General features: G+C 42.2%; 25 protein-coding genes and 1 other annotated feature. All 25 genes read right to left on the minus strand.

The features are described 5' to 3' along the window. Positions 1 to 3: 3 nt before the first annotated feature. Positions 4 to 1,056 (minus strand): glycosyltransferase family 4 protein, encoded by a 1,053-nt coding sequence (locus HMPREF2991_RS01020; protein WP_000677635.1) that lies wholly within the window; start codon positions 1,054 to 1,056, stop codon positions 4 to 6. A gap of 104 nt (positions 1,057 to 1,160) precedes the next feature. Then, positions 1,161 to 1,490, minus strand: a complete 330-nt coding sequence (locus tag HMPREF2991_RS01025) for a metal-sulfur cluster assembly factor (RefSeq protein ID WP_000331930.1) — start codon at positions 1,488 to 1,490, stop codon at positions 1,161 to 1,163. A gap of 14 nt (positions 1,491 to 1,504) precedes the next feature. Continuing rightward, complete coding sequence (rpoD, locus tag HMPREF2991_RS01030; RefSeq protein ID WP_000201893.1) at positions 1,505 to 2,614, minus strand: RNA polymerase sigma factor RpoD; 1,110 nt, start codon at positions 2,612 to 2,614, stop codon at positions 1,505 to 1,507. Positions 2,615 to 2,616: 2 nt separating this feature from the next. After that, positions 2,617 to 4,377 carry a DNA primase gene (gene dnaG, locus HMPREF2991_RS01035; RefSeq protein WP_070568758.1) on the minus strand — a complete coding sequence of 587 codons (1,761 nt, stop codon included), beginning with the start codon at positions 4,375 to 4,377 and terminating at the stop codon, positions 2,617 to 2,619. A gap of 196 nt (positions 4,378 to 4,573) precedes the next feature. Then, positions 4,574 to 5,332, minus strand: coding sequence for an ABC transporter ATP-binding protein (locus HMPREF2991_RS01040; protein ID WP_049505730.1), 759 nt, complete (start codon positions 5,330 to 5,332; stop codon positions 4,574 to 4,576). Next, positions 5,329 to 6,195 carry an ABC transporter permease gene (locus tag HMPREF2991_RS01045; protein WP_070568760.1) on the minus strand — a complete coding sequence of 289 codons (867 nt, stop codon included), beginning with the start codon at positions 6,193 to 6,195 and terminating at the stop codon, positions 5,329 to 5,331. The genes HMPREF2991_RS01040 and HMPREF2991_RS01045 overlap by 4 nt, the downstream gene beginning before the upstream one ends. A 65-nt stretch (positions 6,196 to 6,260) precedes the next feature. After that, a complete protein-coding gene (trpX, locus tag HMPREF2991_RS01050; RefSeq protein WP_070568763.1) occupies positions 6,261 to 7,256 on the minus strand; it encodes a tryptophan ABC transporter substrate-binding protein in 996 nt (331 codons plus the stop codon). 118 nt (positions 7,257 to 7,374) lie between these two features. Next, positions 7,375 to 7,590: a binding site (T-box leader), on the minus strand. Positions 7,591 to 7,686: 96 nt separating this feature from the next. Then, positions 7,687 to 10,383: a phosphoenolpyruvate carboxylase gene (ppc, locus tag HMPREF2991_RS01055; protein WP_070568766.1), complete on the minus strand. Its 2,697-nt coding sequence runs from the start codon at positions 10,381 to 10,383 to the stop codon at positions 7,687 to 7,689. Positions 10,384 to 10,406: 23 nt separating this feature from the next. Beyond that, positions 10,407 to 11,630, minus strand: a complete 1,224-nt coding sequence (gene ftsW / locus HMPREF2991_RS01060) for a cell division peptidoglycan polymerase FtsW (protein WP_000703342.1) — start codon at positions 11,628 to 11,630, stop codon at positions 10,407 to 10,409. 187 nt (positions 11,631 to 11,817) lie between these two features. Further along, entirely contained in the window at positions 11,818 to 12,759 is a 942-nt protein-coding gene (gene prsA, locus HMPREF2991_RS01065; RefSeq protein WP_000728082.1) for a peptidylprolyl isomerase PrsA, read from the minus strand. Positions 12,760 to 12,826: 67 nt separating this feature from the next. After that, a complete protein-coding gene (locus HMPREF2991_RS01070) occupies positions 12,827 to 13,540 on the minus strand; it encodes an O-methyltransferase (protein ID WP_083303894.1) in 714 nt (237 codons plus the stop codon). A gap of 1 nt (position 13,541) precedes the next feature. Then, positions 13,542 to 15,344, minus strand: a complete 1,803-nt coding sequence (gene pepF, locus HMPREF2991_RS01075; RefSeq protein ID WP_070568769.1) for an oligoendopeptidase F — start codon at positions 15,342 to 15,344, stop codon at positions 13,542 to 13,544. Between the two features lie 18 nt (positions 15,345 to 15,362). Then, positions 15,363 to 16,319: a competence protein CoiA gene (locus HMPREF2991_RS01080; protein ID WP_070568772.1), complete on the minus strand. Its 957-nt coding sequence runs from the start codon at positions 16,317 to 16,319 to the stop codon at positions 15,363 to 15,365. A gap of 77 nt (positions 16,320 to 16,396) precedes the next feature. Further along, the gene (locus tag HMPREF2991_RS01085; RefSeq protein WP_070568775.1) at positions 16,397 to 17,545 is read right to left on the minus strand and encodes a PDDEXK family nuclease; all 1,149 of its coding nucleotides are present in this window, start codon (positions 17,543 to 17,545) and stop codon (positions 16,397 to 16,399) included. A gap of 177 nt (positions 17,546 to 17,722) precedes the next feature. Continuing rightward, positions 17,723 to 18,583 carry an SAM-dependent methyltransferase TehB gene (gene tehB / locus HMPREF2991_RS01090; RefSeq protein ID WP_000413062.1) on the minus strand — a complete coding sequence of 287 codons (861 nt, stop codon included), beginning with the start codon at positions 18,581 to 18,583 and terminating at the stop codon, positions 17,723 to 17,725. 14 nt (positions 18,584 to 18,597) lie between these two features. Then, entirely contained in the window at positions 18,598 to 19,065 is a 468-nt protein-coding gene (gene smpB / locus HMPREF2991_RS01095) for an SsrA-binding protein SmpB (protein ID WP_001051742.1), read from the minus strand. Further along, positions 19,028 to 21,382: a ribonuclease R gene (rnr, locus tag HMPREF2991_RS01100; protein WP_000653281.1), complete on the minus strand. Its 2,355-nt coding sequence runs from the start codon at positions 21,380 to 21,382 to the stop codon at positions 19,028 to 19,030. Before rnr ends, smpB begins: the two co-directional genes overlap by 38 nt. Positions 21,383 to 21,585: 203 nt before the next feature. Further along, positions 21,586 to 21,819, minus strand: coding sequence for a preprotein translocase subunit SecG (gene secG / locus HMPREF2991_RS01105; RefSeq protein WP_000282517.1), 234 nt, complete (start codon positions 21,817 to 21,819; stop codon positions 21,586 to 21,588). 39 nt (positions 21,820 to 21,858) lie between these two features. Beyond that, complete coding sequence (gene rpmG, locus HMPREF2991_RS01110; RefSeq protein ID WP_007519517.1) at positions 21,859 to 22,008, minus strand: 50S ribosomal protein L33; 150 nt, start codon at positions 22,006 to 22,008, stop codon at positions 21,859 to 21,861. Next, positions 22,008 to 23,207, minus strand: a complete 1,200-nt coding sequence (locus HMPREF2991_RS01115; RefSeq protein WP_049479715.1) for a multidrug efflux MFS transporter PmrA — start codon at positions 23,205 to 23,207, stop codon at positions 22,008 to 22,010. The genes rpmG and HMPREF2991_RS01115 overlap by 1 nt, the downstream gene beginning before the upstream one ends. After that, a complete protein-coding gene (coaE, locus tag HMPREF2991_RS01120; RefSeq protein WP_070568778.1) occupies positions 23,194 to 23,799 on the minus strand; it encodes a dephospho-CoA kinase in 606 nt (201 codons plus the stop codon). The genes HMPREF2991_RS01115 and coaE overlap by 14 nt, the downstream gene beginning before the upstream one ends. Beyond that, a complete protein-coding gene (mutM, locus tag HMPREF2991_RS01125; RefSeq protein WP_070568780.1) occupies positions 23,799 to 24,623 on the minus strand; it encodes a DNA-formamidopyrimidine glycosylase in 825 nt (274 codons plus the stop codon). Before mutM ends, coaE begins: the two co-directional genes overlap by 1 nt. A gap of 48 nt (positions 24,624 to 24,671) precedes the next feature. Beyond that, a complete protein-coding gene (era, locus tag HMPREF2991_RS01130; RefSeq protein ID WP_000143274.1) occupies positions 24,672 to 25,571 on the minus strand; it encodes a GTPase Era in 900 nt (299 codons plus the stop codon). A 16-nt stretch (positions 25,572 to 25,587) separates the two neighbouring features. Continuing rightward, positions 25,588 to 25,983 (minus strand): diacylglycerol kinase family protein, encoded by a 396-nt coding sequence (locus HMPREF2991_RS01135; RefSeq protein WP_061409093.1) that lies wholly within the window; start codon positions 25,981 to 25,983, stop codon positions 25,588 to 25,590. Continuing rightward, positions 25,964 to 26,461 carry an rRNA maturation RNase YbeY gene (ybeY, locus tag HMPREF2991_RS01140; protein WP_000275169.1) on the minus strand — a complete coding sequence of 166 codons (498 nt, stop codon included), beginning with the start codon at positions 26,459 to 26,461 and terminating at the stop codon, positions 25,964 to 25,966. The genes HMPREF2991_RS01135 and ybeY overlap by 20 nt, the downstream gene beginning before the upstream one ends. Positions 26,462 to 26,486: the final 25 nt, after the last annotated feature.

Consider the following 26,486-nt stretch of genomic DNA (forward strand, 5'->3'; position numbering starts at 1 on the left):
ACCTCACTTTTTGCCCAAAGCAGCCTGTTCTCGATAAAATTTTAACCAGATTTCCAACAAATGCTCCTCAGAGTACTCTTTGGAAATCTCACGAGCTTTTTCTTTCAAGTCCTTTAAGGCTTCAGGGTCATTCTTGTATTCTAGGATTGCTTCTCTCATCTCGGAAACATCACTTGTAGCACGATAATTCCCATCAAGAATAACCTTATACAGATCCAAATCTCTTAACATAATAGGAGCCTCGCAACTAGCGGCCTCTAAGATAGTCATAGGGAATAATTCATTGTAACTTGGTAGCAAGAATAGATCCGCCATAGCGTAAAGTTCCCGCATCCGTTCCGGTGACACAATTCCAGGGAAAATAAGATTTTTGGGTGGATTGTCCATTATCTTCTTGTAGCGTTCATAACCATCTGTCATCCCACCAAATGAAAAACCACCTGCCCAGATAAAGGTAATTTCTGGCAATTCCTCAGCAAGACGGATAAAATCATCAATTCCTTTACGTTTCTGAACCTGACCCGCACCGATTACGACAAACTGATCTTCCGCAAGATCCATTTCCTTCCGGAGTTGTGCAACCTGTTCAGCTGGTAATGGATGCCATTTTTCTTTGTTTACAAAGTTTGGAATGTAAGTTACTTTTTCACGCGGAATACCAGCAGCCACCAAATCCTCGATAAACATGGGATTGACCACCACCAAGTGTTCCATTCGGTTGTAAAAGGAAAAAACATAGCGTTTGACAATTCCTTTTAGGAAAAATGGAATCTTTAAACTCCCCTCAAGCGTATCAGGCAAAAAATGCACATAGCCAATTTTTCTCCCAGAGCGTTTCTTTTGGAAAGTAGATAAATAATAAGGGAAATCAATGGTATGAAAGTGAGTTACATCTGCCTCAACAGGAAGATTCTCTGTAACAATCAACTGGTCTTTGGCATCACGGTGAAGGAGACTAACCAATTCTCTATATGCTCCTGACACTCCTTGACCAGCTACTTTTTCACTTGAACTCAGCATATTAATACGCAATTTTTCGTTTTCCATACCTTTCATTATACCATTTTATTTCTAGAAAATCAGCAAAAGAAAGAAGAGACCATAGGAAAAAGGATAAATTCACCCTATTTTCCAATCGTCTCTCGCATTATTCTTAGTCTTTATTTAATTCCTAGGGCGATACGCGCGTATCGGCTCATTTTTTCAACTGTCCAAGCTGGATACCAGACCAATTTAACTTCGGTATTGGTTACCTCAGGCACATCTGTCATCGCATCGTGTATCTGGTCTGTCAAAAGGTCAGCCAGTGGGCAGCCCATAGTTGTCAAGGTCATATCAATTTCAGTGTGACCTGTTTCACCATCAAAACGAATTTCATAAATTAAACCTAGGTTGACAATATCAATCCCCAACTCAGGGTCGATGACTTCTTCCAAAGCATTTAAAATGCGTGTTTTGATCGTTTCGATTTGCTCTTCTGTATAAGCCATGTTATTCCTCACTCTTAGTCTTCAATAAAATCACGAAGGGGTTTGCTGCGACTTGGTTGACGCAATTTTCTCAAAGCCTTGGCCTCAATCTGACGGATACGCTCACGAGTCACGTTAAAGACTTTACCAACATCTTCAAGAGTACGCATTTTCCCATCGTCCAAACCGAAACGAAGACGCAGAACGTTTTCTTCACGGTCTGTAAGAGTATCCAAGACTTCATCCAACTGCTCACGCAAAACGATTCGAGTTGTGTAGTCTACTGGATTTTCAATCACTTCGTCTTCGATAAAGTCCCCAAGATGGCTGTCGTCCTCTTCACCAATCGGTGTTTCAAGTGATACAGGCTCTTGGGCGATTTTCAAGATTTCACGGACCTTGTCAGGTGTCATATCCATACGCTCAGCGATTTGTTCAGGAGTTGGATCTTGGCCCAATTCTTGAAGAAGATTACGTTGTTCACGAACAAGCTTGTTAATCGTTTCAACCATGTGAACAGGGATACGAATGGTACGAGCCTGATCAGCGATGGCACGAGTGATTGCCTGACGAATCCACCAAGTTGCATAGGTAGAAAACTTAAAACCTTTTGAATAGTCAAATTTGTCCACGGCTTTCATCAAGCCCATGTTTCCTTCTTGAATCAAATCAAGAAACTGCATACCACGACCTACGTATCGCTTCGCAATCGAAACTACCAAACGAAGGTTGGCTTCTGCAAGACGCTGTTTGGCTTCGATATCACCAGCTTCAACAGCTAAAGCCAATTCTTTTTCTTCTTCATTGGTCAAGAGAGGAACAACCCCAATTTCCTTCAAATACATACGGACAGGGTCATTAACCTTGGCAGAGGTTGAGCCAATCAAGTCCTCATCACTAAGTTCAGGCTCTTCTTCTGTACTAAGCACACGTGCACTTGGATTTCCTTCGTTGTCTGTGATAGAAATGCCAGCATCCTGAATCCGTTGCAAAAGGTCTTCAATGCCGTCTGCATCGAGGGTGAAAGGAATAACCAGACTTGAATTGATTTCATCATCTGTTGCTGTTCCTGTTTTTTTGTGGTTACGGATAAAGTCTGCTACTTGCACATCAAATGTGGTTACTTCTTTTTGTTTTGTTGCCATTATTACTCCATTCTTCTCTTTTGGGAAATCAATCGTTGCAATTCTTCCAAGGCTGTGTCTGTATCTCCTACATGGCTAGCTTCCTGCACTTTCTTTTTAATTCTTAAGTTGTCCTTGCTGAGGAGGGCACGGTTTCGAGTCGCTTCGACTTCCGCTAGCTCTTGAGGCGATATCTCAACTGGCAAATCCAAGCTAAGCACGTGGTACCAAGCATTTTCAACCTCAGGCGTCTGATGAGAAAGCTCCTCTGAGCCGATTTCTCCCTGCTCACTTAATAATTCGTAAAGAATCTGAAATTCTGGGGTATCAAAGAAAAAATCTTCTCTTAATCGGTAGTCATTTAGAACAACTGGATTCTCAGCCATCCTATAGAGGAGATGAGCCTCTGCTCTCATGACTGCTGTCAGTTGCCGCGTTACAGGTAAACTAATCGCTGCTGGAGGTTGCTCCTCTTTGACTCTTTCCTGCCTCTGAACAATGCGACTTTCATTTACTATCTGTTCCACCTGCTGGTAATCAAACGAAGGTAGATTATCCGCCAGAATGTGGATATAAGAATTCTGGGCAGTGATAGACTTTTCTTTGGCGATTAGGGGTGCAATCTTTTCAATGAACTCGATTTGCGCCTGCAAGTTATCACTATTTTCTGGCTTGAGCTGGTGAATATAGAACTCTATAGGACTGATCCGAGTCTTGGTTAAAAGGTAAGCCAGATCTTCAGGAGAATTCTTTTGCAAATACTCATCTGGGTCCATGGCATCAGGTACTCGAACAACCTCCACTGAGAAGTCTTTTAATTCCTCTAGAGCCTTGGCTGTTGCTGCCTGCCCTGCCTTGTCACCATCATAGCTGAGAACTATCTTTTTGGTAAAGCGTTTGAGGTGATCAACATGCTCCTTGCTTAAGGCTGTTCCCATGGAAGCCACAGCATTTTCTATACCAGCACGGTAGGCTGCGATCACATCCATGAAGCCTTCCATCAGATAGAGCTCTGTAATCTTACCTGTTCCCTTTTTTGCCTTGTCCAAATGATACAATTCGTAACTCTTGTTAAAAATTGCAGTCGAGCGACTATTTTTATATTTGGCAGTCTGACTGTCCGTTTCTTGCCAGATACGACCTGAAAATGCAATAACCTGCCCCTTGTCATTAGTCAAAGGAAAGATGATCCGTCCAAAAAAAGTATCATAAAATTGATTACCATCTGACAGATAAAACAAGCCCGAATCCAATAAATCCTTTTCCTCAAACTTGTCAGCCAAACGTTGATAGAGATAAGTTCTCTCTGCTGGAGCCAGTCCAATCTGGAAGTGCTTCAGAACATCGTCTGTCAATCCGCGTTTGTAGAGATAAGCCCTTGCTTCTTCTCCCATCTTTGTCGTCATGAGGATGGCATGGTAAAAACGGGCAGCTTCTTCATGCATATCATATAGAGCTTGATGAGGGGAAGCTTGTTGGGGACGAGACTGAACAGGCATAGCTAGTTGAATACCGACGCGCTCTCCTAAGAGCTGAACGGCTTCCATGAAGGACACGCCTTGGTATTCTTCGATGAACTTAAAGACATCTCCTGAGCGCCCACAGCCAAAACAGTGATAAAACTGCTTGTCTTCCACAACGTTGAAAGAGGGGGTCTTTTCACCATGAAAAGGACAGAGCCCTAAATAGTTCCGTCCAGCCTTCTGTAAAGAAATCACATCACCTATGACTTCCACAATGTTGGCATTGTTTTTGATTTCTTCAATGACTTGCTTGTCAACCATACACAATACCTCCATCTTATCATAGTTTCACGTAAACTAGTATAGCTTATTTCTGAAAAAAAGTAAACCATTTCATACGCTTTCCGTAATTCTCTTTGCCTTATTTTTCTAGATAGAAAGAGGAGATAAAAAACTCAGAAACACTTTCATGTTTCTAAGTTAATCCTCACTATTTTTTGATGAAATACAGGCTCATCTATTCAAATAATTGATAGTAGTCTGAAATTTTCATCTTGGCTTTTTCTTCTTTATTGAGGTCTTGGATGATACGACCCTCCTTCATGACTATCAGACGATTGCCATACTTCAGTGCATCTTCCATATGGTGGGTAATCATCAAGGCTGTTAGATGATCCTTGCTAACAAAGTCATCTGTTAACTCCATCAAAGCAACACTGGTCTTTGGGTCGAGAGCTGCTGTGTGTTCATCCAACAAGAGCAACTCTGGTCGCTTCAAGGTTGCCATCAAGAGACTCAAGGCCTGACGTTGACCACCTGAAAGAAACTCAATCGGAGTGTCGAGATGTTTTTCAAGACCATTTCCCACTTTTTCAATGGTTGTCTGAAACTCTTCCCGATGGCTTGAAAGTCTTCTAGGAAGGAGTCCTCTCTTCTCACCACGAAACTTGGCAATCAAGAGATTTTCCGCCACCGTCATACGGGGAGCCGTCCCCATCTTAGGATCCTGAAAGACACGAGACAAGTACTTAGCCCGCTTTTCAGGTGAAAAATGCGTCACATCCTCGCCCATGATACGGATACTCCCACTTGTTAAAGGTAAGGTACCTGCAATCGTGTTAAAAAGCGTTGACTTCCCAGCTCCATTTCCCCCTAGGATGGTAATGAAATCATGTTCGAAAATTTCAAGAGAAACATCATTCAGAATGATTTTTTCCTCGTCAAAGCCATTTGTGATGACCTTGGTAGCATTTTTTAATTCTACAATTGCTGTCATTTGCTAAACTTGACTCCTTTCAGGTATTTGCTTTTGAAGGTTGGAATCATGAGGCAAACTGCCAAAATCAAGGCGCTGTACAAACGAAGATAACTTGTATTAAACCCAAGAGCAATCACTCCCCAAACGAGGAATTGATAAGCAATAGACCCTACGACGATGGTCATGAGTCGCTCTGCCAGGGTCAAACTCTTGAACAAAACCTCACCAATAATCAAGCTAGCAAGCCCTACGACAATCACGCCAATTCCTCGAGAAACATCCGCGTATCCTTCTTGTTGAGCAATTAAGGCCCCTGCAAGCGCGATAATCCCATTTGAGAGAACCAAACCCATGAGTTCCATACGTCCCGTATTGATACCAAAGCTACGAGCCATATCAGGATTGTCACCTGTAGCGATGTAGGCCTGACCTAGTTTGGTATCAAGGAAAAAGAGCATGAGACCAATAACAAGAGCTACAAAGATTAATCCAGTCAGGAGTTGGTTAAGGTCTGAATCGAAAGGCAAGAAATCCTGAATTTGCTTGGTTCCAAGAAGCCCCAGATTGGCACGCCCCATAATCATGAGCATGATGGAATGGCAGGAAGTCATGACTAAAATCCCTGATAAGAGAGTTGGGATTTTTCCTTTGGTATATAAGAGACCTGTCGCCATTCCAGCTAGACAGCCCGCTCCTACTGCAGCTAAGGTCGCTAAAAACGGATTGACTCCCTGTGTTATCAAGGTTACAGCTACTGCTCCCCCAAGAGGAAAAGAACCTTCAGTAGTCATATCAGGGAAATTCAAAATTCGAAAAGTCATAAAGATTCCCAAACCTAAAATCGCCCAGACCATCCCCTGAGAAATAATGGATACTATCATAATCTTTCACTCATTTCTTTCTTTAGTAAAAATGGGAGGAGATGTGTCCAGCTCCTCCTTTATCTTTATTCAATCACTTGTCCTGCTTCTTTTAGAACGGACTCAGGAATGGTGATACCAAGTTCCTGCGCTAGTTTTTTGTTAATCACTGACTTACCAGTTGAAAAGACATTAACTGGCGTATCAGCTGGTTTTTCACCTTTCAAAACTTTGGCAATCATTTTACCAGTAGCCACTCCAAGATCGTGTTGGTCAACTACTACAGATGCTAATCCACCTGCTTCTACCATGGCAGTAGCACTTGGGTAGATTGGCTTTTTAGCTGTTTGGTTGCTTGAAACAACTGTTGAGAATGCTGATGCAATGGTGTTGTCAATTGGAACCCAAATCGCATCGACCTTACTTGTCATGACATTAACTGTTGAAGCAATTTCATTTGTTGATGGAACAGCAAATGTTTCGACTGTCAAACCTGCTTTTTCAGCATAAGCCTTGAATTCTTCTACCTGTGTTTTTGAGTTATCTTCGCTACTTGAGTAAAGAGCGCCGATTGTTTTGACATTTGGTGTCAAAGCTTTAATCAATTCCACTTGCTGTTCAGCAGGGTTGTGGTCTGATACCCCTGTTATGTTGCCACCTGGTTTTTTCAAATCTTTGACCAAGTTAGCACCGATTGGGTCTGTAATAGCAGCCATGATAACTGGTAGATCTTTAGTAGCACTTGCAAGTCCTTGAGCTGCTGGTGTTGCAATCCCAACAACTACATCGTTTCCATTTGCTACCAATTGTTTACTCATGGTTGCAACCTTGCTCTGATCGCCTTCAGAGTTCATAAAGTCGATTTTTACTTGGTCGTCCTTATAGCCTTCTTCAGCTAGTCCATCTTGAATTCCTTGGTAAATCAAGTCCAAGGATGGGTGACTAACAAATTGAAGGACACCAACCTTAGCAACCTTTTGCTCTTCCTTAGCTGCTGGCTTGTTCATTGATGAATAAATCAAGCTAGCCACCACCAATACTGCTAATCCAGCGACAATTCCAATCAAACGTTTATTTTTCATTTTTCTTTCTCCTTAATTCTTTTACCTTAATTTTTTAAATCACATCATCAAGCGATGCCATCGTTTAAATTCCAATATCTTTCCTCCTCATAGAAAAAGTCCTCACACAAAAAACTTGTGTGAGGACGTCGATGCGCGGTGCCACCTCAATTATAGGGAATATCCCTATCGCTCTTTCTCGCAATAACGAGTTGCACTGTAAGGTGTGCTCACCGAATTTTTATGATTTCAAATTCTTAAGTACATTCAGCCCAATTTCATCACTTTCATCTATCTGCTTTCACCAACCACAGACTCTCTAAAAAATGAGTATGATTACTTTCTGAATGTTTAAATTATATCATTTTTCAACTACTTGTCAAGCTTATTTTTAGAATTTTTTAAACAATTCAAAAACTTCCCCTTTATAAAAGAGGAAGTTTGTAGAATATCAGCCTGAATTACGCAAACCAGTTGCAATTCCGTTGATAGTTGTATGAATCAGTTTTTCTTCGTCAGCCGACAATTCGCCGCGACGTTGACGTTTGATCAACTCCAACTGGATGTAGTTCAGGATATTAAAGTAAGGCATACGATAGTTTAGACTGTCTTTTAGGTAAGAGTTTTCTGCCAAGAGTTCGTCATAACCTTCGATAGCTAAAATAACGTCCTTAGTCAACTGCCATTCATCTAAAATAGTGTAGTAGATAGCTTGTACTTCTTCGTCTTCACAGAGCTTGGCATATTCAAAAGCAATGTTCATATTAGACTTAGACAAGACCATGTCTACATTGGAAAGCAAAGATTGGAAGAAAGGCCAGTTTTGGTACATATCTCGAAGAAACTCGATATTCTTCGGATCTTGATCTATAAACTCTTTAAAGCTTGATCCAACTCCGTACCATCCAGGGAACATGACACGGCTTTGTGACCATGAGAAAACCCAAGGGATAGCACGCAAACCACCGATTTCAGTGATGGTCTTACGAGCTGCTGGACGCGAACCGATATTGAAGCTGGAAATAGCCTTGATTGGACTTGATTCAAAGAAATAGTCATAGAAATGTTCATTTCCAAAGACCAAATCACGGTAGATATCATAACTACGGTCTACTACTTGATCCATGATGGCTTCGTAACGATTTGACGTATTGGTATCACTCTTCTTCTTGGTAATCATACGGTTAATGGCTGCAGAAACCAACATTTCAAGGTTGTAATAAGCAGCATCTTTGTTACCGTATTTATTTCCAATGACTTCTCCTTGCTCAGTCAGACGGATACGGTCCTTAATAGACTTGAGCGGTTGAGATGTGATGGCTTCATAAGTTGGTCCACCACCACGACCCACAGTACCACCACGACCATGGAAGAAAGTAACCTTAACGCCAAATTCATCCCCAATAGCAGTCAGTTGTTGTTGCGCTTTATAGAGAGTCCAACATGAGGATAGGTAACCACCGTCTTTGTTACTATCAGAGTAGCCAAGCATGATTTCTTGGTAGTTGTCTTTTGAAGCAATCCATTTTTTAGCCAAAGGAAGAGAGAAATATCTTCTCATGGTTTCTTCTGAGTGATCCAAATCTTCAATCGTTTCAAAGAGAGGAACAATCTGAACGCGGGCTTTTTGGGCATCCACCAAGCCGACTTCCTTAAGCATAATGGCTAGCTCTAACATATCGGATACACTGGTTGCGTGCGAAATGATGGTTTGACGAATAACATTTTCACCCAGTTTATCCTTCAACTTGCGCGCAGCTTTAAAGATAGAGAGTTCTTTTTCAAGCAGTTCTGACTTTTCAGCATGAGTCGCTGAGAGGATACGAGGGTCTTCTTCCAACTCTTTTAAGAGGAGGGTACATTTTTCGTCTTCAGAAAGGTCGCTATAATGGTCGTTAATACCAGCTGATGCTAGCAATTCAGCCACACAGGCTTCGTGAACACTAGAATCCTGGCGCATATCAATAGAAGCAAGGTAGAAACCAAAAATTTCGACAGCTTGCATCAACTCGACAAATTCTCCTGAAATCAGGTATTTTCCTTTGTTCTCAAGGAGAGAGTCGCGAATGGCCAACAAATCTTGATAAAATTCATCTGCAGTGGCATATCTAGGTTGAAGGTCCTTGTCTTCAATGAGATAAGCCTTGGTTGCCTGCATCTTAGCTTGGACGTCAAAGAGGGCACGACGATAGAGTTCTTTTTCGCGATAAATGGAGTTATCTTGTGACTTCAGCGCCATCTCACGAACCTTGTCGCTGACATTCACGATGCTGGTTGACAGTGAAAATTCACGATAAAGATTATAAATCTTTTCATCATAGTAGTTCATGATGACTTCGCACTGAGTCAAGGCTGATTTGTTAAGAGTTTCCGCTGTTACGAAAGGATTTCCATCACGGTCTCCTCCGATCCACATCCCCATAGTAATTGGTTTTGGATGTTGGAGCTCGATACCTTGTTCTTTAGCCAATTTTTTATACTCAGCCGTTAAACGCGGAACAGCATTCAGGAAAGAACTTTGGTAATACTCCATCACGTTGGTGATTTCGTTGGTTACTTTCAATTTCTTCTCACGAATCATGTCCGTTTGCATGATAATTTCAATATAACGACGGAGATCCGTGTGCCATTTTTCTTTATTAATCAAACCGAGTTTGACATCACGGTACTTGCGCAAAAGCGTATGGATATGGTTGGTCAAATCCAGCATACTCTTGCGTTGTACTTGCGTTGGATGGGCGGTCAAGACAGGAACGACATTTAACTTTTCTAAAATTTCGGCTGCATTTTCTTTTTCAGCTACCATCTTAATCGTTGTAGATAGTTTCCCTAGATAGTCTTGGTCCACATTATTTTGGTGATTGATTTCATAGGCCAAATCCACATCCTCAGAGATATTAATCAAAAGTGGAAGGATAGAGAAATAGCGTGAAATGTAAATCATTTCTTCATTCGAAAGACTGGTCACTAGGTCATTTAACCCTTGATAATTCTCGCTAGTTGATAATTCCTTCAACTGGATAATCTTTTCAAAGGTTTCTGGCGCCAGCATATTTTTTGTGATATCTTCTAATAGCTCAGTCAGAATCAAGACTTCTTCTTGGACGACTGCTTTATTACTATAGTTTTCTAATTTTTGAAGAGACATATACTTTCCTTTCCATTCAATCCTTACAGATTTTCATCGGTTTGATTCTCGTATTCTCTGATAAGTTTGGCACGTTTTTCACTTGCATCAATGTTCAGTACAAGCGCGATGGCCACGGATAATACCAATAGACTGTTCCCACCTTGTGAAAGGAAGGGGAAGGTTACCCCTGTAGAAGGAATCAACCCTGAAATCCCACCAATATTGACAAAGACCTGAACAAGGATCATTCCTCCGACACCAATAGCAACCATGGAGTTAAAGGGATCCTTTGCTCGAATACCAACCAAGATGATTCGCAAAATCAAGAAGAAGAGTAAAGCCAAAATCATACTGGCTCCAACGAATCCAAACTCCTCGATGACAATCGAAAAGACAAAATCCGTATGGGCTTCTGGCAGATAACCACGCTTCTCGATGGAATTCCCTAGTCCCAGTCCGAACCAGCCTCCATTTACCATTGCATAGTAGGAATTTGCGAGCTGGTGTCCTGCACCCGCCAAGTCATTAAAGGGATTAAAGAAGGCACTAAAACGTTTAGCAACGTAACCAAATACAGGAATTTGAGAGAACTTTTCAACCCCAACAAAGCGAATGACAGACAAGACTAACATTGAGCTCCCTGCCAAGAGAGCCAGAATGGTCGAGAACCAACGATAGGCGATCCCACTTACGGTATACATGATGAGCGCCACCAAGACCAAGATGGTCGCATTTCCCAAATCTGGGAAAATTCCCAAGCTACCAATCAGAACCAGCAGAACAAAACGCCAGTCGTTAAAAGCTCGAGGTAGCCACTGATTCTGTGTCAAAACCTGGAAGTCATAAACCGCAATCTCATCTTGTTGTTTTGAAAATCGATGTGCCAGGTACCAGATGATGATAATCTTAAGGTACTCTGCAGGCTGAATCGTTACAGGTCCTACAGAAATCCATCCGTATGCTCCATTGACAGGTGTTCCGACCAGTCGTGCAAGAGCTAAAAGAACCATCTCCACAATCATTACGATAAAGATGAGACGTCCGTTTCTTAGGAAACCTAATTTTAATTTATAGATTAAGGCAATCAGAATCAAACTAGCTATCCAGAAGATCCCTTGGTTTCGCACCAATTGAAAAGCGCTTTTTCCTTCTTCGATCAAGGTTGCACTCGTTGTCGAATATACCACAATCAGCCCCAAAATCGATAAAAGGAAGTAAGGAATCAAAATGGAATAGTTTAGTAGGTGCCTTTTACTAATTTTCATATTTCACCACTCTAATAGGAACAGACGCTTCTGTTCCCAATTCCGTTTTATTTTCTAGTTTTGATTGCTATTATACCACTTTTTCAGAAAGAAAAAAACTCTTATCCTTTAATCCTTCGAATTTTACTCATTTTCCAGTATCAGGTATAAAAAAACAAATCTCTTTTGAGATTTGTTTTTTGCTTTCTTAGTTAGATGAAGAGCTGCTACTTGAGCTTGAGTCACCACCACCGATGTATTGGGTGAAGATGTTTTGGAATGATTGGTCTTTAACCTTGATGTTTGCTGCTTGCAATTCTTTACCAATTACTCCTTGAACAAAGGCTGAATCATTTTGTTTTTGAGTCAAGATAATGGTCTTCAATTTTTCTTTGTAATCCTCTATATTAGAAGATTTTTCTGTTTTCTTCGTTACTTTGATGATGTAGAACTGACTGCTGTAGGCTTGTGTCCCAGTAGCTGTAATCACATCAGAAACCCCATTCACATCCAAGGCAAAGGCTGCTTTCTTAACTTGTTCGGGAAGTTCTGTTGAAGCAGAGTCAAAAGTGATTTCTCCACCATTTTCTTTTGTTTTGTCGTCGTTAGAGTTGTCTTTTGCCAACTGAGCAAAATCTGCACCTTCTGCTTTGGCTTTCTCAAGTACTTCTTTTGCCTTGTCTTCATTATCCAAACGGATGATTTGAGCTGTTACATCTGGTGTGTAAGACTCAAAAGCTTTTTGGTAGGCTTCGTCTGTCAACTCACTCTCTGCAGCCTTCTTAACTGCCAATTCAACCAATTTGCTGGTACGGATTTGAGCTTTACGAGTCTCAGGTGTCATACCTGCACGTTGAAGCACGCTGTTGTAGCTATCGCCGTATTTCTTTTGTTCTTCAGCAACAGCATCATCTACATCTTTATCCGTTACTTCTGATCCATATTGTTGTTCAAATACTTTTTGGATGGTCATATTGAGCAAGACTTGTTGTGCAGTTGGATTGTTCTTTACTTCTTCAAAGAATTGATGCTCTGTAATCACATCGCCCTTCATGCTGATCAAATCTTTTCCTTCAGAACTGTTTGAACAAGCTGCAAGTGTTGCTACTGATAAAAGTGTGATGGCTCCTGCCATAAGTTTTTTCTTCATTTTTACTCCTTTTACGGTAAGTGTTACCTTATCTATTTTACTATAATTTCTTAAATTTTTCTGAAAATCATTCGCTCTCAGGAAGCTCTACTTCTGCTAGATTCTTTCGTAGCATGAGAATGCCGTCCCCAAGTGGAACTAGAGTTGCTGTTAGACCTGGATTGTCCAAAGTTGCGTCGAAAAGTCTTTGCAAACCTCGATAAATGGTGCGTTGACCACGGCGAACTTCCATGATGTCCTTGGCAACATCTCCTCCTTGGAAAATATCATCCAAGACCACTACTCCACCGACTTCCAAATGTTTAAGGATTTCAGGCAGAAAGACGATATACTTGGACTTGGCCGAATCCATAAAGACAAAGTCATAAGTTTCTGTCAGAGTTGATAAAACATCGACTGCATCTCCCTCTAAAAGAGTGATTTGCTGACGACTGTCAAACTGAGCAAAGTTTTCCTTGGCAAAGCCAATCATCTCAGGATTACGGTCAATGGTTGTAATCTTAGCATCTGGCGCATGTTCCGCCATCAGGAGGGCAGAAAAGCCAATTGCCGTTCCAATCTCCAAAATATTCTTAGGTTGCATGGTTTCCATTAGAAAACGGAAATAAGCAACCGTTTCATGAGGAATGATGGGAATGTTTTCCTTGCGAGCGAAGGTCTCCAATTCTTTCAAGGAACCTGTCACCTGCTTTTGACGCTGTCGCATGAGTTCTACGATTTCTTCCTTGACGACGGGACGTCGCATATTGTGATTGGCGTTTTTACTATAAGACTCTACCATCTTAAGCTAGTCCCAATTTTTCAACAAGGGCTTCAAACTCGTTCAAGCGGCGTTCAAAGACTGCAAAGGCATCGTTGAGATAGTCTTCTTTTTCCATATCCACTCCCGCTTTTCTCATGACATTGAGCGGATAGTCAGACTTACCTGCCTTGAGGTAGTCGATATAGCGGTCACGGTCTTCTTGACTACCATGGACAATCTTCTCAGCCAAGGCTGAAGCAGCTGCAAAACCAGTTGAATACTGATAAACATAGTAGTTATAGTAGAAATGTGGAATGCGTGCCCACTCGTATTGGATCTGAGGATTGTCTTCCCTGCTGAGTCCGTAGTACTCTTGGTTCAAGTCCGCGTAGAGTTTATTGAGGAAATCACTGGTCAAGACTTCTCCATTTTGATCTGCTTGGTGGATGGCGTGTTCAAACTCAGCGAATTGAGTTTGACGGAAAACTGTTCCACGGAAACCATCTAGGAAGTTATTGAGAATAGCAAAGCGCGTTGCGTCGTCTTCCACTTCTTCCAACAATTTCTCTGTCAAGATATTTTCGTTAGTCGTTGAGGCAATCTCAGCCAAGAAGATAGAGTAATCTCCGTAAACATAAGGTTGGGTTTCACGAGTATAGCTTGAGTGCATACTGTGACCTGTTTCATGGACAAGGGTAAAGAGATTGTCTAGATTGTCCTGCCAGTTGAGAAGCATGAAGGCATTGGTATCGTAAGAACCACCAGAGTAGGCACCAGAACGCTTGCCTTGGTTTTCATAGACATCAATCCAACGCTCGCTGAAGGCACGTTTGACACGGCTCAAGTAGTCGTCACCTAAAACTGCCAAAGCTTCTTCTGCCTTTTTCAAGGCTTCTTCGTAGGTAAAGCTGTAATCTACTGACGAAAGTGGTGTGTAGACATCGTACATCTTGAGGTCAGAAATCCCCAAGATTTTAGAACGAAGTTCAAGGTAACGATGCAAGAGTGGCAAATGCTTGCGAACTGCTGCAACTAGATTGTCGTAGACACTTTCTGGAACAAAGTTGGCTGCGAGGGCTGCATGGCGAGCACTCTTATAGTTGCGAACTTTTGCTCGGTAGTTTTGCACCTTAACATTTGTCTGCAAAGTCTTAGCATAAGTGTGTTGGAATTGCTCATATGTCGCATAAAGGGCTTCATAGGCACCACGACGCACTTCACGGTTTTTAGACTCCATCAAGCGAATGTAAGTACCGTGTGAGAGTTGCACTTCATTGCCTTCGTCATCAAGGACATATGGGAAGCTAATATCCGCGTTGTCCAAAATAGCAAAAGTTTCACTAGCAGCGCCAAAGATTTCTCCTGCTCCAGCAAGCAATTCTTCCTCACGTTGCGAAAGAACATGGTCTTTCTTTTGCAAGAGCTTGTCAAAAAAGTGCTTGTAAACTTGGAGTTTTGGCTGAGCTTCTAGGAAGGCCGCATACTGCTCTTGGCTAATCTCCATAAACTCAGGTTCATAGAATGAAAAGGCTTGTTCTAACTGACTGTATAGGGTCATTGCCTTAGCATAGTACTCTTGATACTTAGCTTCACGCGTGTCCTGGTCATTTTTCATATGCGCATAGACATAAAGCTTTTCAACTTGGCGTTCCAAGTCGAGTGAGAATTCTGTGATCTCAAGCAAACTGTCTGCGCTATCCAAGAGATGCCCCTCATACTGGGACGCTGTTTGTACTTTTTCAGTTAAATCTTTCAAGGCTTCTTCCCAAGCTTGGTCTGTTGGGTAGATTGTTGAAAGATCCCATGTATCTTTTTCATTTATTTCATGTCGTTGTAATACCATAAGATTCCTCCATCCTTTTTATTTTACCACATTTTTCGAGAAATATAAGTGATAAAAGGCTGGCGGATAGAGCTTTTGGCGATTATTTTTCGGATTTTTTTGATAGTAACCGAAAAATTCTTTATAATAGCTACTTATATCTTGGTCAATTTGACAAAAATCTCCTGCTTCTATTGGTCTGACTTGGGGATACCAGTCGTCCAGTTGACGGTTTAATAGATTGTCTCCTAGTTGATAAGCCTCCGCCTGTTTTTTCATCCAGTAAGGCGTTTGGTAGTACAACTGCTGGCGAATGTAGTGACAAATAGTGGAATCTTGCACAACTGCAAAACGAGGCAGTTTTTGTTTTTGATAAGGAAATCGTAGAATTTTCAAGAGATTTCCTTGGCCATAGGGAAATTCCTTGACCTGAAAATGAAGCTTGCCACGTAGATCCTGATGCAGAAGATATTTCAGTCTCAAAACTTGCTTTTTGAGATCTAGTTCCCAAGCATAGAAACCCATATTTTGACTATAATAGAGAAATCCCCTTTGCAATTGTGTTAATCGCTCTTTTAACCAGAGTTTTTCTCCCAGTAGCCAGATAACCTGATATCCTTGGCTACGGTATCCTTGGCTTCTATCACCTAAAAGCTTTTGAGACAAGGGGCTGCACTGAACCTCCAGAGCTAGTTTCTCATTGACAAGAACATCCGCTATCTGCTGGATCTCGGGAAGAGCGTACTCTAGGGCAACCTGACAGTCTTTCTTGGCCCAGTGATAAAGGGCCTCTTTGTTGCCCAAGTGTTCTGGACTTTCATTCTCGAATATAGCGATGCAATCTCTTAACCTTTCATGGGCAAAGTGCGTTCGAATACTCTGTCCTTGGCGTAACCGTAGTCCGCCTCCACAGGCTGGACAAGTATAAGCTTGCTTGGTCACATCTTTTTCGAGGGCATTTACCAAATTCCCCTTGGCATCTCTGGCTACAAACATGGTCTACCTCCTTTTCTCATTTATTCGAAAAAGAAGAAAAAAAAGACTGGAATCCCAGCCTTTCATGATATTATTTCTTATCTTTTTTGTCTCTTAGAATATTTTTTTAGCATGGGAATGAGATTGGGAATCTGCTCACTTCTAATGACCAGCACGCCGTATTCTTGGCAGCGATTGGCATAAGCTGGATTGATTTTTCCAGTACAAACAATCAACTTGAGGCAACTCTCCCCAGCAAAATGATTGGCGTAGACTTCTAGTTCGTTGATGGCTTCAACTGATAAATCTGTCATCTTGCATGAGATAAAGGTAATCGAGCGCCCCTTTCTTAGAATAACATCAATCTCATTTTGGACATTGTCTGCCTCTGGAAAGATGCCATTCCAATCAATCTCACCGCCTATCATGCACTCATCAAACAGCTGAGATTCAAGCGCCAAGAGATAGAGATATACCTCTAAAATATGTCCCTTATTGCGGCAAAAGACTTGAGCTTCTTGACTTGGAAAGCTGTATGCTACTCGTTTCTTGTCCTCGCTTTCAATACAAAGCATCCCTGCTTCCACAAGTAAAGGAATAAGGGATTTTGGATAGTGATAATACCTGCCATTGTTTTCCAGTATCTTTTCTGTCTCAGTATGCAGGTCATTGGTCTTAGCTAGAGAGAAAAATTGGGTCACTTGATACCAGTGGGCAGGATTGGCAATGGCGGAGCTGGCTAGTTTTTTGATGGCTGCAATTTGCTGAACTGAGTGGATAGGGCGTTTTGATTTGAGCATTTTTCCACCACGCAAGGCTATCAACTGTTGGATGCTTAGGGTTGGAATGTCCAAGTCTTCTTTTTCCAACTGGCCGGCTACCCACTTGTATTGTTTTCCTCGCTCGACATCCATGGCAACGATGGGAAGATGGCGATCCAAGCCGTATTGATAGAGGGATAAGGCTAGTAGCGAATCCCCACCAAAAACATCGAGAAGGACTTGGTCGTAACCTGCTAGGCAATAATCTAACTGGTCCGCTAGTTGTTCTAAGGATAACTGACGAAAGGTCACTCGTTGGATATGAGGTACCTCATCCATGATAAACTGACGGAGAGAAACTTTCTCTTCATTACTTATTTTTGTCAAAGATAGAAAAAGAATCTCGTCACAATCACTGATAAAGGCTTGGTAGACATTCTTTTCCAATACATGCCGATCATATAATTCCACCAAAAGACTCGTCATTCGACCACCTCCATCATAAAGACTTTCTTGCGCTGAGAGTATCAGCAATACAGTTCTAATGCTCTGATTTCCTACTTCTAGTATAGCATAAAATCCTGCTCGTCCCAATCAACCAACGCAAACAAAAACGAATAGAAACCTTGCAAAGTGGTTTCTATTCGCTTGTAAAGATTTGATTTACTTGATTTTCTTGGCTAGCATAGTCGCAAAGCGTAGTTGAATGCGATTACCATTTTCATCACGACGGTGCAGATGTCCTGGGTTTTCATTGTACTTAATCAATTCCCAATCCTTGTAGTAGTCCGCCAACTCCCCTTCTTTAAAAGTGAATGGGAAGTTGATTGAGCAAGGATAATCCTCTGTATCCATGGCACAGACGATAAGATTGTAACCACCGACCGTGGTGTGCTCCTGCATATTTTGGATAATAGCTGGAATGCGGTTCGCTTGTAGGAACATCAGAACAACTGTTGAAACGATAAAATCATAGTCTTGGCTAACACTGGCAGAATTGATATCATAAAGTCCGACAGGCATGTCTAGATCCTCTTGTTCCACAATGCTTTGCAAGATTTCAAGGGACAATTCATTTTGATCCACAGCTGTCACATCAAAACCATTCTGTGCGAGAAAGAGAGAGTTACGCCCCTGACCACAACCCAAATCCAAGGCTCTTCCAGGTTTCACCGTCTGCATAGCCTCTAGGACCTCTGAATGGACTGGATTAGTCTGGTATTTCTTAGGGAAATAATCCTCAGGTTTACAATAAAATTCCAAGTACCACTCTACATCGTCTGTTGCAGCCTCTACTCGGTGCCAGGCTTGCGGTTGCGCCATGGGATTGTCAGCCCCTGCCTCAAAGAGGTGTTCAGCTAGAACCTCACCATCTTCAGTCAACTCAATAAACTTGAGAGCCCCTTTCAACACAGTAATTTTTCCCCAAGTGCCGACTTTAGTATTGTGCTTTTGCTGAACAGCTTCAGGCATGGTTTGTTTATTCCACAAGGGCATCCGTTTATAGGCAATTAATTTTTCCATTTTACTTCCTCTTCTTAACGCTGGTTGACAGCTTTCATCACACGCGCGATGTCGCGGTTTTGTTCACGACGCTTGATAGACTCCCGTTTGTCATAGTCATGTTTCCCTTTAGCAAGTCCTAAAAGGAGTTTAGCATAACCATCTTTAATATAGACTTTAAGGGGAACAAGGGTCATTCCTGTCCCTTTGGTCTCTTGTTCCAATTTTTGAATTTGTTTTTTATGGAGCAAAAGTTTACGACGACGTTCTGGTTCCTGGTTCCAGATATTGCCCTCTTCGTAAGGGGCGATATGAACATTGCTCAGCCAGACTTCCCCATTTTTTACTTGGGCAAAGCCGTCCTTGAGATTGATTCGAGCAGCTCGAACGCTCTTGATTTCCGTTCCTGTCAGCACCATTCCTGCTTCAAGCGTATCAACGATTGTATAGTCGTGGTGCGCCTTTTTATTTTGTGCGACGACCTTTCCCTCGCCCTTTGCCATGCTTGGCTCCTTTCTTAGCTACTTCTTTGTAAAAAGGTTTCTTGCCTTTTTTCTTTTTATCTTTTTGTGAATGCTTGTACTTATCATTTGAGCGTCCTGATTTTCTCTTGTCTTCCTTCTTGTCTGAACGACGACTTGAACCATGACCTCTGTCTTTGCGCCCAGCTTGTTTCAAGCCTTTTTCGATGACATCAAACTCACTTGGAATATAAGAGAAATCAATCTCTCCCGTCATCTTATCGGCTCTTTCAACTTGAATGCGAATTTGCTGTCCCACACGGAAGGTTGTTCCTGATTTCTCTCCACGGAGAGTCAAATCTCGCTCGTTGAAATGATAAAATTCAGACAAATTGGTAATGTGAATCAAACCTTCGACTGTATTTGGCAATTCAACAAAGAGACCGAATTTGACGATGCTGGATACAACTGCGTCGTACTCTTCACCCACATATTCTTCCATGTACTCAGCCTTTTTCATGGCTTCGACTTCACGCTCAGCCTCGATGGCACGACGTTCACGGTTGGAAGACTGGGTTGCAATCTCTGGAATCACTTGTTCAAAATGCTCTGCTATTTCCTTAGAACGACCATAGTCCCGAATCATACGGTGGACTAGAAGGTCTGGATAACGGCGAATAGGACTGGTGAAGTGAGTGTAATAGTTAGCGGCTAGTCCATAGTGACCGTGATTGTGCTCAGAATAGCGAGCCTGTTGCATAGAACGGAGAAGCATCATGGACAATACATCCGCATAGGGTTCTCCCTCAACAGCACGCATGATGTCTTGGAGAGCCTCTTGGCTAATCTCACTGGCAGTTCCATAAATTCGTAAACCAAAACTAGAGGCGTAATCAATAAACTTCTGAACTTTTTCAGCCTTGGGCTCCTCGTGAATTCGATAGATGAAAGGTAGATCCAACTTGCTAAAGTGCTCGGCAACCGTTTCATTAGCAATCAACATGAAGGACTCAATCATCCGCTCAGCAATACCACGTTGGCGAAGAACGATATCCACAGGCTTGCCTTTTTTATCCACCAAGATCTTAGCTTCGCTGGTATCAAAGTTAAGGGCACCACGCTTCTCACGCATGCTTTCTAGCCTTTCATGAAGCTTGGCCATGAGCTCGATACTTGGAACAATTTTCTTAAACTCTCGTCTCTTTTCCTCATCGCCAGCTAGGATATCATTAACAGCGCTATAGGTCATACGGAAGCTCGTCTTAATAACTGTTTGGGTAATGGTGTAATTAACCACACGACCATGTTTATCAATTTCCATAATAGCAGACTGGGTCAAGCGATCTACTTGAGGATTGAGAGAGCAGATGCCATTTGACAAACGCTCTGGAAGCATTGGAACCACTCGGTCTGTCACATAGACAGAAGTCGCGCGGTTAAGGGCTTCCTTGTCAAGGGCAGAACCCTCGGTCACATAGTAGGAAACATCTGCGATGTGAACTCCGAGTTCGATATTGCCATTCTTTAAAGGCTTGATGTGTACTGCGTCGTCTAAGTCCTTGGCATCCGCACCGTCAATGGTAAAGGTGATTTCATCTCTCAGGTCCAGACGACCTCCCATATCCTTTTGAGACGGAGCTTCTGGCACACTTTCTGCTTCCTTGAGAACAGCTTCTGGAAATTCTGAAACAATATCCATGGATTCCAAGACTTCAAGAACGTCAATCCCAGCATCAGTCGAGTGCCCCACCACGTCTAGCACACTAGCGACAAAGAAATCATGTTTCTTACTTGGGTATTTGTCAATAAAGACCTTGAGAACTTCAGTACCTTCCAACTTGATAGCCGGTTTCTTCACATAAATCGGTTGGCTGATTTTTTGATTTTTGGAACGAATATAGCCAGCATACTTGGGCTTTTCCTGATCCAGAACAATTTGACCGACAACGGTTGTCAGGCTGTGTTCTAAGATATCAATAATTTTGGCTTCTGCAGCAGTTCCCTTGTTGCGGTCAGCAACTTTCTTTATGACCACCTCAACTGTATCGCCATCAATGGCATAGTTGACATCGTTTTTTCCTACAAAAAGATCGTCCTCTTCCCCTTCTAGAGTAACAAAGCCAAAGCCGTTTTTATGGGCATGAAAAACCCCTTTGAGGGTGATTTCATGTTTCTTCTTCTGGTCCAAGGTGAGGCTGCCATCTTCTCCAAATCGAATCTGGTGCTTTCTTTCCATCAGAGACAGGGTTTTAATCAACTCACGGAAATCCTTGGACCCATCCTTTCCGAGAGCCTGAGCCAGGTCATTTACCGTCACTCGCCCCTTCTCTTGCAAATATTCTTTAATTTTATCTTTCATGTTTTCTTTCTAGATTTTTTAATTTTCTTTTACTGTAAGACCTTCTCAAACATCATTTAATACTCAATAAAAATCAAAGAGCAAACTAGAAAGCTAGGCGCAGGCAGTACTGGAGTACGACAAGCCGACGCTGACGTGGTTTGAATTTGATTTTTGAAGAGTATAAAAATAAAAATAGGCAAAGACCTAGTCCTGCCCATTTCTTATCTACTTGATAATACCGTCAATGCTAAGGCAATGGCTAGCCAGAAAAAGACTAAAATACCTGTCAAACGTTGCATCACAGCTTCAAAACCACGCGCTTTACTACGTTCAAACAAATCACCTGAGCTGGCATCAAATACATTGCTGGATTGGTTCTTAGTTGGTTGCATGAAAATCGCAATCACAATCACAACAGATAATACTAATAAAATGGTTAATAATAGGTTATACATATCAAACTCCTTAAAATCCCTATTATTTTACCATAAATTCTACTTAGATTCAAGATGTAAAGTTACTTTTCTTTCCTTTGGACAATATTTTAACACCTCAATCTTGTCTGGATGGGTTTTGGAGTTCTTACTGGTTAGATAATTCATGCTGCCACAAGAGGAGCACTTGAGATTGATTTTTACTCGCACTAGATTTCCTTTACTTTTAATAATGATCTAAATTGCACTAAGTTACATAAACAACTGAAAGCCACACAGGCTGCTGTCGCATAAAAGACAGCATGGTAGCCCAAATATCCTGCAACTGCGGATCCCGCCATAGGTCCAATCACTCCACCGAGATAAAAAAAGACTTGGTTGAAGGCGAAAATCCTTGAAATACCTGATTTTGGAGTCATTTTGCTAAGAAGGGCATTGACACCTGGTATGAGAGCTCCCGTTCCCAGACCAAAGAGAAAACGATACAAGCCAAGTTGAAGGGGGCTGGTTGCATGGGCACAAAGAAGGTAAATGATGACGGAATAAATCTGAGCCGCGACCAACAATCTATGATTCCCTACCTTATCGCCAAGTTTTCCTAGAATTCCAGCACTCATCATGCTAGAAAATCCCATGCTGGATACGATTAGTCCTGATACAAAGAGGAGATTCTCAGTCTGTCCTAAGTCCCGCACATAGAGAGCTAGAATGGGGCCAATTGATTGAGCTGAAAATTGAATGACAAAGCTCGTCAAAAATAGATTCACTAAAAGCCTAGGATACTTGAAAGAAGAAAATACTTCTTTCGTTGGGATAGTCTTCTCCTTAGCTACTGGCTGAAAATCTTCCTTGATAAAGAAAATGGTTAGGATTGCAGCTAAAAATAAGAAAGCGCCTACCAATAAAAAAACATTACGAATGCCAAAAATTTCAGCAATAAAGCCTCCAACAAAGGGGCCCGTCAGTGTTCCCGCAACTACACCTGTAGATAGAGTCCCCAGAGCCGCTCCCGACTTATCTTTAGGTACCTGACTAGCAATCAAGGCTGTTGCATTGGGAACGAATCCAGTAAATACACCATTGAGCAAGCGCAGAAAGAGTAGCCAATAGATATTTGGCACGAAGGCCAAACCTCCCATAGTGATGGTCATGGCAAGCCCAGCTCGAATCATCATGGGCTTTCGACCGTACTTGTCAGCAAGAATACCCCAGATAGGAGAAACTAGAGCTGCTGAAACAGCCGAAACTGAGATGGCTAATCCAGCATAAAAAGCAACTTGGTCTCCTTCAATTCCCAACTGCTCCACAAAGATAGGCATGAAAGGAACGATCAAGGAAATGCTGGCGCCCGTTAGAAAACTACCGAACCAGGCGACACGAAGATTCTCTTTCCAACTAATCTCTTGCACAGCTATCGCCTCCTTCAAGTAACTTCACTACTTGAGCCACAAGCTGATCACGACTGCCATTGTTATCTAATATATGACTTGCCAATTTTCTCTTTTCTGCTAAAGACCACTGGGCGGAAAGACGGGACTCTGCTACTTCCTTAGAAAGATGATCCCGTTTCATGAAACGTTCTACCTGAACATCTCGGTCCACATAGACCAGCCATGTTTCATCAAACCAGTTGGCATATCCCTGTTCAAAAAGTAGGGGAATATCCATGAAAAAGATAGCTTCTGTCTGAGCTAACTGATCTCGCAATGCTGCCAGTTCTTCACGAATGATCTCTCCTTGTGTTTTCTTAGACCATTCTCGCTCCTCAGGATTTGAAAAGATGAGACTAGCCAAGAGAGGGCGATTAAGTTCTCCATTTTCAAGGATAATTTCCTGTCCAAAGTGCTGAACTAAGAGCTGATAAAGACGACCACCAGGTTTTTGTAGTTGGTGGACGACTGCGTCAGCATCGACCACTCGAAAGCCTTGCTCTCTTAGGAAATTTGTCACAGTTGACTTACCCGAGGCAATTCCTCCTGTGATTCCGATGATTTTTCCCATCAGTCCCTCCTTTGACACTGAGGACAAAAATGAGTTCCTCGTCCACCGAGCTGGAATTTCTCAATGAAGGTGCCACAGCGGGAACATGCTTGTCCAGTCTTATCATAGACCTGATGGAAGTCCTGCATGGTTCCGTCTTCCCCAAAGGCATTGGTATAGGTGCGAATGGTAGAGCCACCCTTTTCAACTGCCTGTCCTAAAACAGCAATGGTCTGGTCATGAATAGCTAACGCTTCTGCTGCTGTCAAAGTCTGGGAAGGTCTAGCTGGATGGACCTGCGCTCGCCAGAGGACCTCATCCACATAGATATTTCCAAGACCAGCGACCAAGGTTTGGTCTAGGAGGTGGGATTTGATAGGCTTTTTAGACTTGGCTAGAGCAGCTTGGAAGGACTGCAAATCAAAGTCCTGCTCTATTGGCTCAGGTCCTAATTTTTTAGAAACAAAGTAGGCGTCCAATAGGTCGGGGGCAAGCAGTTCCATGGTACCAAACTTGCGCACGTCCTCATATACAAGAGTGCTTCCATCCTCAAAATGAATCAAAACATGGGCATGCTTGCGTTCAGGAACCTGATCCGGATAGTAAAAATACTTGCCCTCCATCCGCAAATGGGAAATCAAGACCTTGTCTTTCAGGTAAAAAAGCAAATATTTCCCACGGCGTCCTATTGACTCAATTACTCGACCAGGCACTTCCTTTCGAAACTCGTCCAAATCTGTCTTGATCATCTTAGGATAAGTAATCTCTATATTAGAAATCTTCTTTCCCAAAATCAATTTTTCTAAGCCACGACGAACCGTTTCAACCTCTGGTAATTCAGGCATAAATCCTCCTTCTGTAAAAACAAGAAGCAGGCATGAGCCCACCTCTACTTAGTATTCTTTTTCATTATAGCCAAAGTCAGCCAAATCTAGTTTTTTATCACGCCAGTTTTTCTTGACCTTGACCCAAGTTTCTAGAAAGACCTTGTCTCCTAGCATGAGTTCAATATCACGACGGGCCATGGTCCCAATTTTCTTGAGCATAGCACCACCTTTTCCGATGATAATGCCTTTTTGGCTATCACGCTCCACCATGATGGTTGCACGGATGTGAACCTTGTCTGTCTCTTCATCACGCTTCATGGAGTCAACTACCACTGCAACTGAGTGAGGAATCTCTTCTCGAGTTAGGTGCAAGACTTTCTCACGAATCATTTCTGAAACCAAGAAACGCTCAGGATGGTCTGTGATTTGATCAGCTGGGAAATACTGGAAACCTTCCTCTAGATTTTCACTGAGGATGTCAATTAGACGAGAAACGTTATTTCCCTGAAGGGCTGAGATAGGAACAATCTCCTTAAAGTCCATTTGATTACGGAAGTCATCAATTTGAGCCAAAAGCTGATCTGGATGAACCTTGTCAATCTTATTCACCACCAGAATCACAGGAACCTTGGCAGCTTTCAGACGCTCGATAATCATATCGTCGCCCTTACCACGTGGCTCATCAGCTGGCACCATGAATAGAACAGTATCCACTTCACGCAGAGTACTGTAGGCAGATTCCACCATGAAATCTCCAAGAGCTGTCTTAGGCTTGTGAATCCCTGGCGTGTCGATAAAGACAATCTGCTCCTTATCCGTGGTGTAAATCCCCATGATTTTATTGCGCGTTGTTTGCGCCTTGTCACTCATGATAGCAATCTTTTGCCCCATAACGTGATTTAAAAAGGTTGACTTCCCAACATTGGGACGTCCTAAAATGGCTACAAAGCCTGATTTAAATGTCATAATTTCCTCTTATTGTTTAAAATAGTAAATCCCAAATGCGTGGGAGAAAGATAAGTGCACCAATCACTGCGGCAAGAAGGGAAACCACAAGCACGGCACCAGCTGCCATGTCCTTGGCTTTCTTTGCCAACATAGAAAAGTGATAGTGACTGGCTAGATCCACCACATTTTCGATAGCAGAGTTAATAATCTCAAAGGCTACTACCAAGAAAATGCTCATTAGGAGAAAGAGCCATTCGATTCGTGACACCTGAAAAACAAAACCTGCAAGAATGACCACTAGAGCCGTCACTGCATGTTTTCGCATATTGCGTTCTTCCTTAATGGCAGTCAGAATTCCTGTAAGGGCAAATTCTAAACTGGATACAAGGTCACGATTTTTCCATTTTCGTTTATTGTCTTGTGAGTCCATAGGCTGTCAAAATTTCTTCTTGTAAACCGAACATCTCCGCTTCTTCTTCCGGAGTGTAGTGATCGTAGCCGTTAATGTGTAAAAAGCCGTGTACTGCCAAGAAGCCCATCTCACGCTCAAAGCTGTGACCGTATTCCTCAGCCTGCTCATGCGCTTTATCGATAGAGATGAACAGTTCCCCAATATAGGCATCAAACTCAGACATCATCTCTGCCAATTCAGGATTTTCAAGCAAATCTTCTTCATCAAAGGCAATGTCCAACTCTGGTTTATACTCAAGGCTGATGACATCTGTCGGACGATCTGTATCACGGTACTCCAGATTGAGTTCGTGGCTACGCTCGTTGGTCACAAAAGTGACTGCCATCTCCTTGTCTTCTTTTCCTATTTTTTGGGCTGCAAATTCCAAAATTTCTTGGGTTTGTTGCAAGATTTCTTGTGAAACTTGACCAGTTTCATCTACCATTTCAATATACATGTACTTCTCGATTCTCTTTACTTGG

Origin of the sequence: Streptococcus sp. HMSC072D07 (genome assembly GCF_001814835.1) — a bacterium.
Classification (GTDB): domain Bacteria; phylum Bacillota; class Bacilli; order Lactobacillales; family Streptococcaceae; genus Streptococcus.

Excerpts from the sequence above, each read along its gene's own strand:
- HMPREF2991_RS01020 (WP_000677635.1), bottom strand. The coding sequence starts at position 1,056 with ATGAAAGGTATGGAAAACGAAAAATTGCGTATTAATATGCTGAGTTCA.
- HMPREF2991_RS01025 (WP_000331930.1), bottom strand. The coding sequence starts at position 1,490 with ATGGCTTATACAGAAGAGCAAATCGAAACGATCAAAACACGCATTTTA.
- rpoD (WP_000201893.1), bottom strand. The coding sequence starts at position 2,614 with ATGGCAACAAAACAAAAAGAAGTAACCACATTTGATGTGCAAGTAGCA.
- dnaG (WP_070568758.1), bottom strand. The coding sequence starts at position 4,377 with ATGGTTGACAAGCAAGTCATTGAAGAAATCAAAAACAATGCCAACATT.
- HMPREF2991_RS01040 (WP_049505730.1), bottom strand. The coding sequence starts at position 5,332 with ATGACAGCAATTGTAGAATTAAAAAATGCTACCAAGGTCATCACAAAT.
- HMPREF2991_RS01045 (WP_070568760.1), bottom strand. The coding sequence starts at position 6,195 with ATGATAGTATCCATTATTTCTCAGGGGATGGTCTGGGCGATTTTAGGT.
- trpX (WP_070568763.1), bottom strand. The coding sequence starts at position 7,256 with ATGAAAAATAAACGTTTGATTGGAATTGTCGCTGGATTAGCAGTATTG.
- ppc (WP_070568766.1), bottom strand. The coding sequence starts at position 10,383 with ATGTCTCTTCAAAAATTAGAAAACTATAGTAATAAAGCAGTCGTCCAA.
- ftsW (WP_000703342.1), bottom strand. The coding sequence starts at position 11,630 with ATGAAAATTAGTAAAAGGCACCTACTAAACTATTCCATTTTGATTCCT.
- prsA (WP_000728082.1), bottom strand. The coding sequence starts at position 12,759 with ATGAAGAAAAAACTTATGGCAGGAGCCATCACACTTTTATCAGTAGCA.
- HMPREF2991_RS01070 (WP_083303894.1), bottom strand. The coding sequence starts at position 13,540 with ATGGTAGAGTCTTATAGTAAAAACGCCAATCACAATATGCGACGTCCC.
- pepF (WP_070568769.1), bottom strand. The coding sequence starts at position 15,344 with ATGGTATTACAACGACATGAAATAAATGAAAAAGATACATGGGATCTT.
- HMPREF2991_RS01080 (WP_070568772.1), bottom strand. The coding sequence starts at position 16,319 with ATGTTTGTAGCCAGAGATGCCAAGGGGAATTTGGTAAATGCCCTCGAA.
- HMPREF2991_RS01085 (WP_070568775.1), bottom strand. The coding sequence starts at position 17,545 with ATGACGAGTCTTTTGGTGGAATTATATGATCGGCATGTATTGGAAAAG.
- tehB (WP_000413062.1), bottom strand. The coding sequence starts at position 18,583 with ATGGAAAAATTAATTGCCTATAAACGGATGCCCTTGTGGAATAAACAA.
- smpB (WP_001051742.1), bottom strand. The coding sequence starts at position 19,065 with ATGGCAAAGGGCGAGGGAAAGGTCGTCGCACAAAATAAAAAGGCGCAC.
- rnr (WP_000653281.1), bottom strand. The coding sequence starts at position 21,382 with ATGAAAGATAAAATTAAAGAATATTTGCAAGAGAAGGGGCGAGTGACG.
- secG (WP_000282517.1), bottom strand. The coding sequence starts at position 21,819 with ATGTATAACCTATTATTAACCATTTTATTAGTATTATCTGTTGTGATT.
- coaE (WP_070568778.1), bottom strand. The coding sequence starts at position 23,799 with ATGGGAAAAATCATCGGAATCACAGGAGGAATTGCCTCGGGTAAGTCA.
- mutM (WP_070568780.1), bottom strand. The coding sequence starts at position 24,623 with ATGCCTGAATTACCAGAGGTTGAAACGGTTCGTCGTGGCTTAGAAAAA.
- era (WP_000143274.1), bottom strand. The coding sequence starts at position 25,571 with ATGACATTTAAATCAGGCTTTGTAGCCATTTTAGGACGTCCCAATGTT.
- HMPREF2991_RS01135 (WP_061409093.1), bottom strand. The coding sequence starts at position 25,983 with ATGGACTCACAAGACAATAAACGAAAATGGAAAAATCGTGACCTTGTA.
- ybeY (WP_000275169.1), bottom strand. The coding sequence starts at position 26,461 with ATGTATATTGAAATGGTAGATGAAACTGGTCAAGTTTCACAAGAAATC.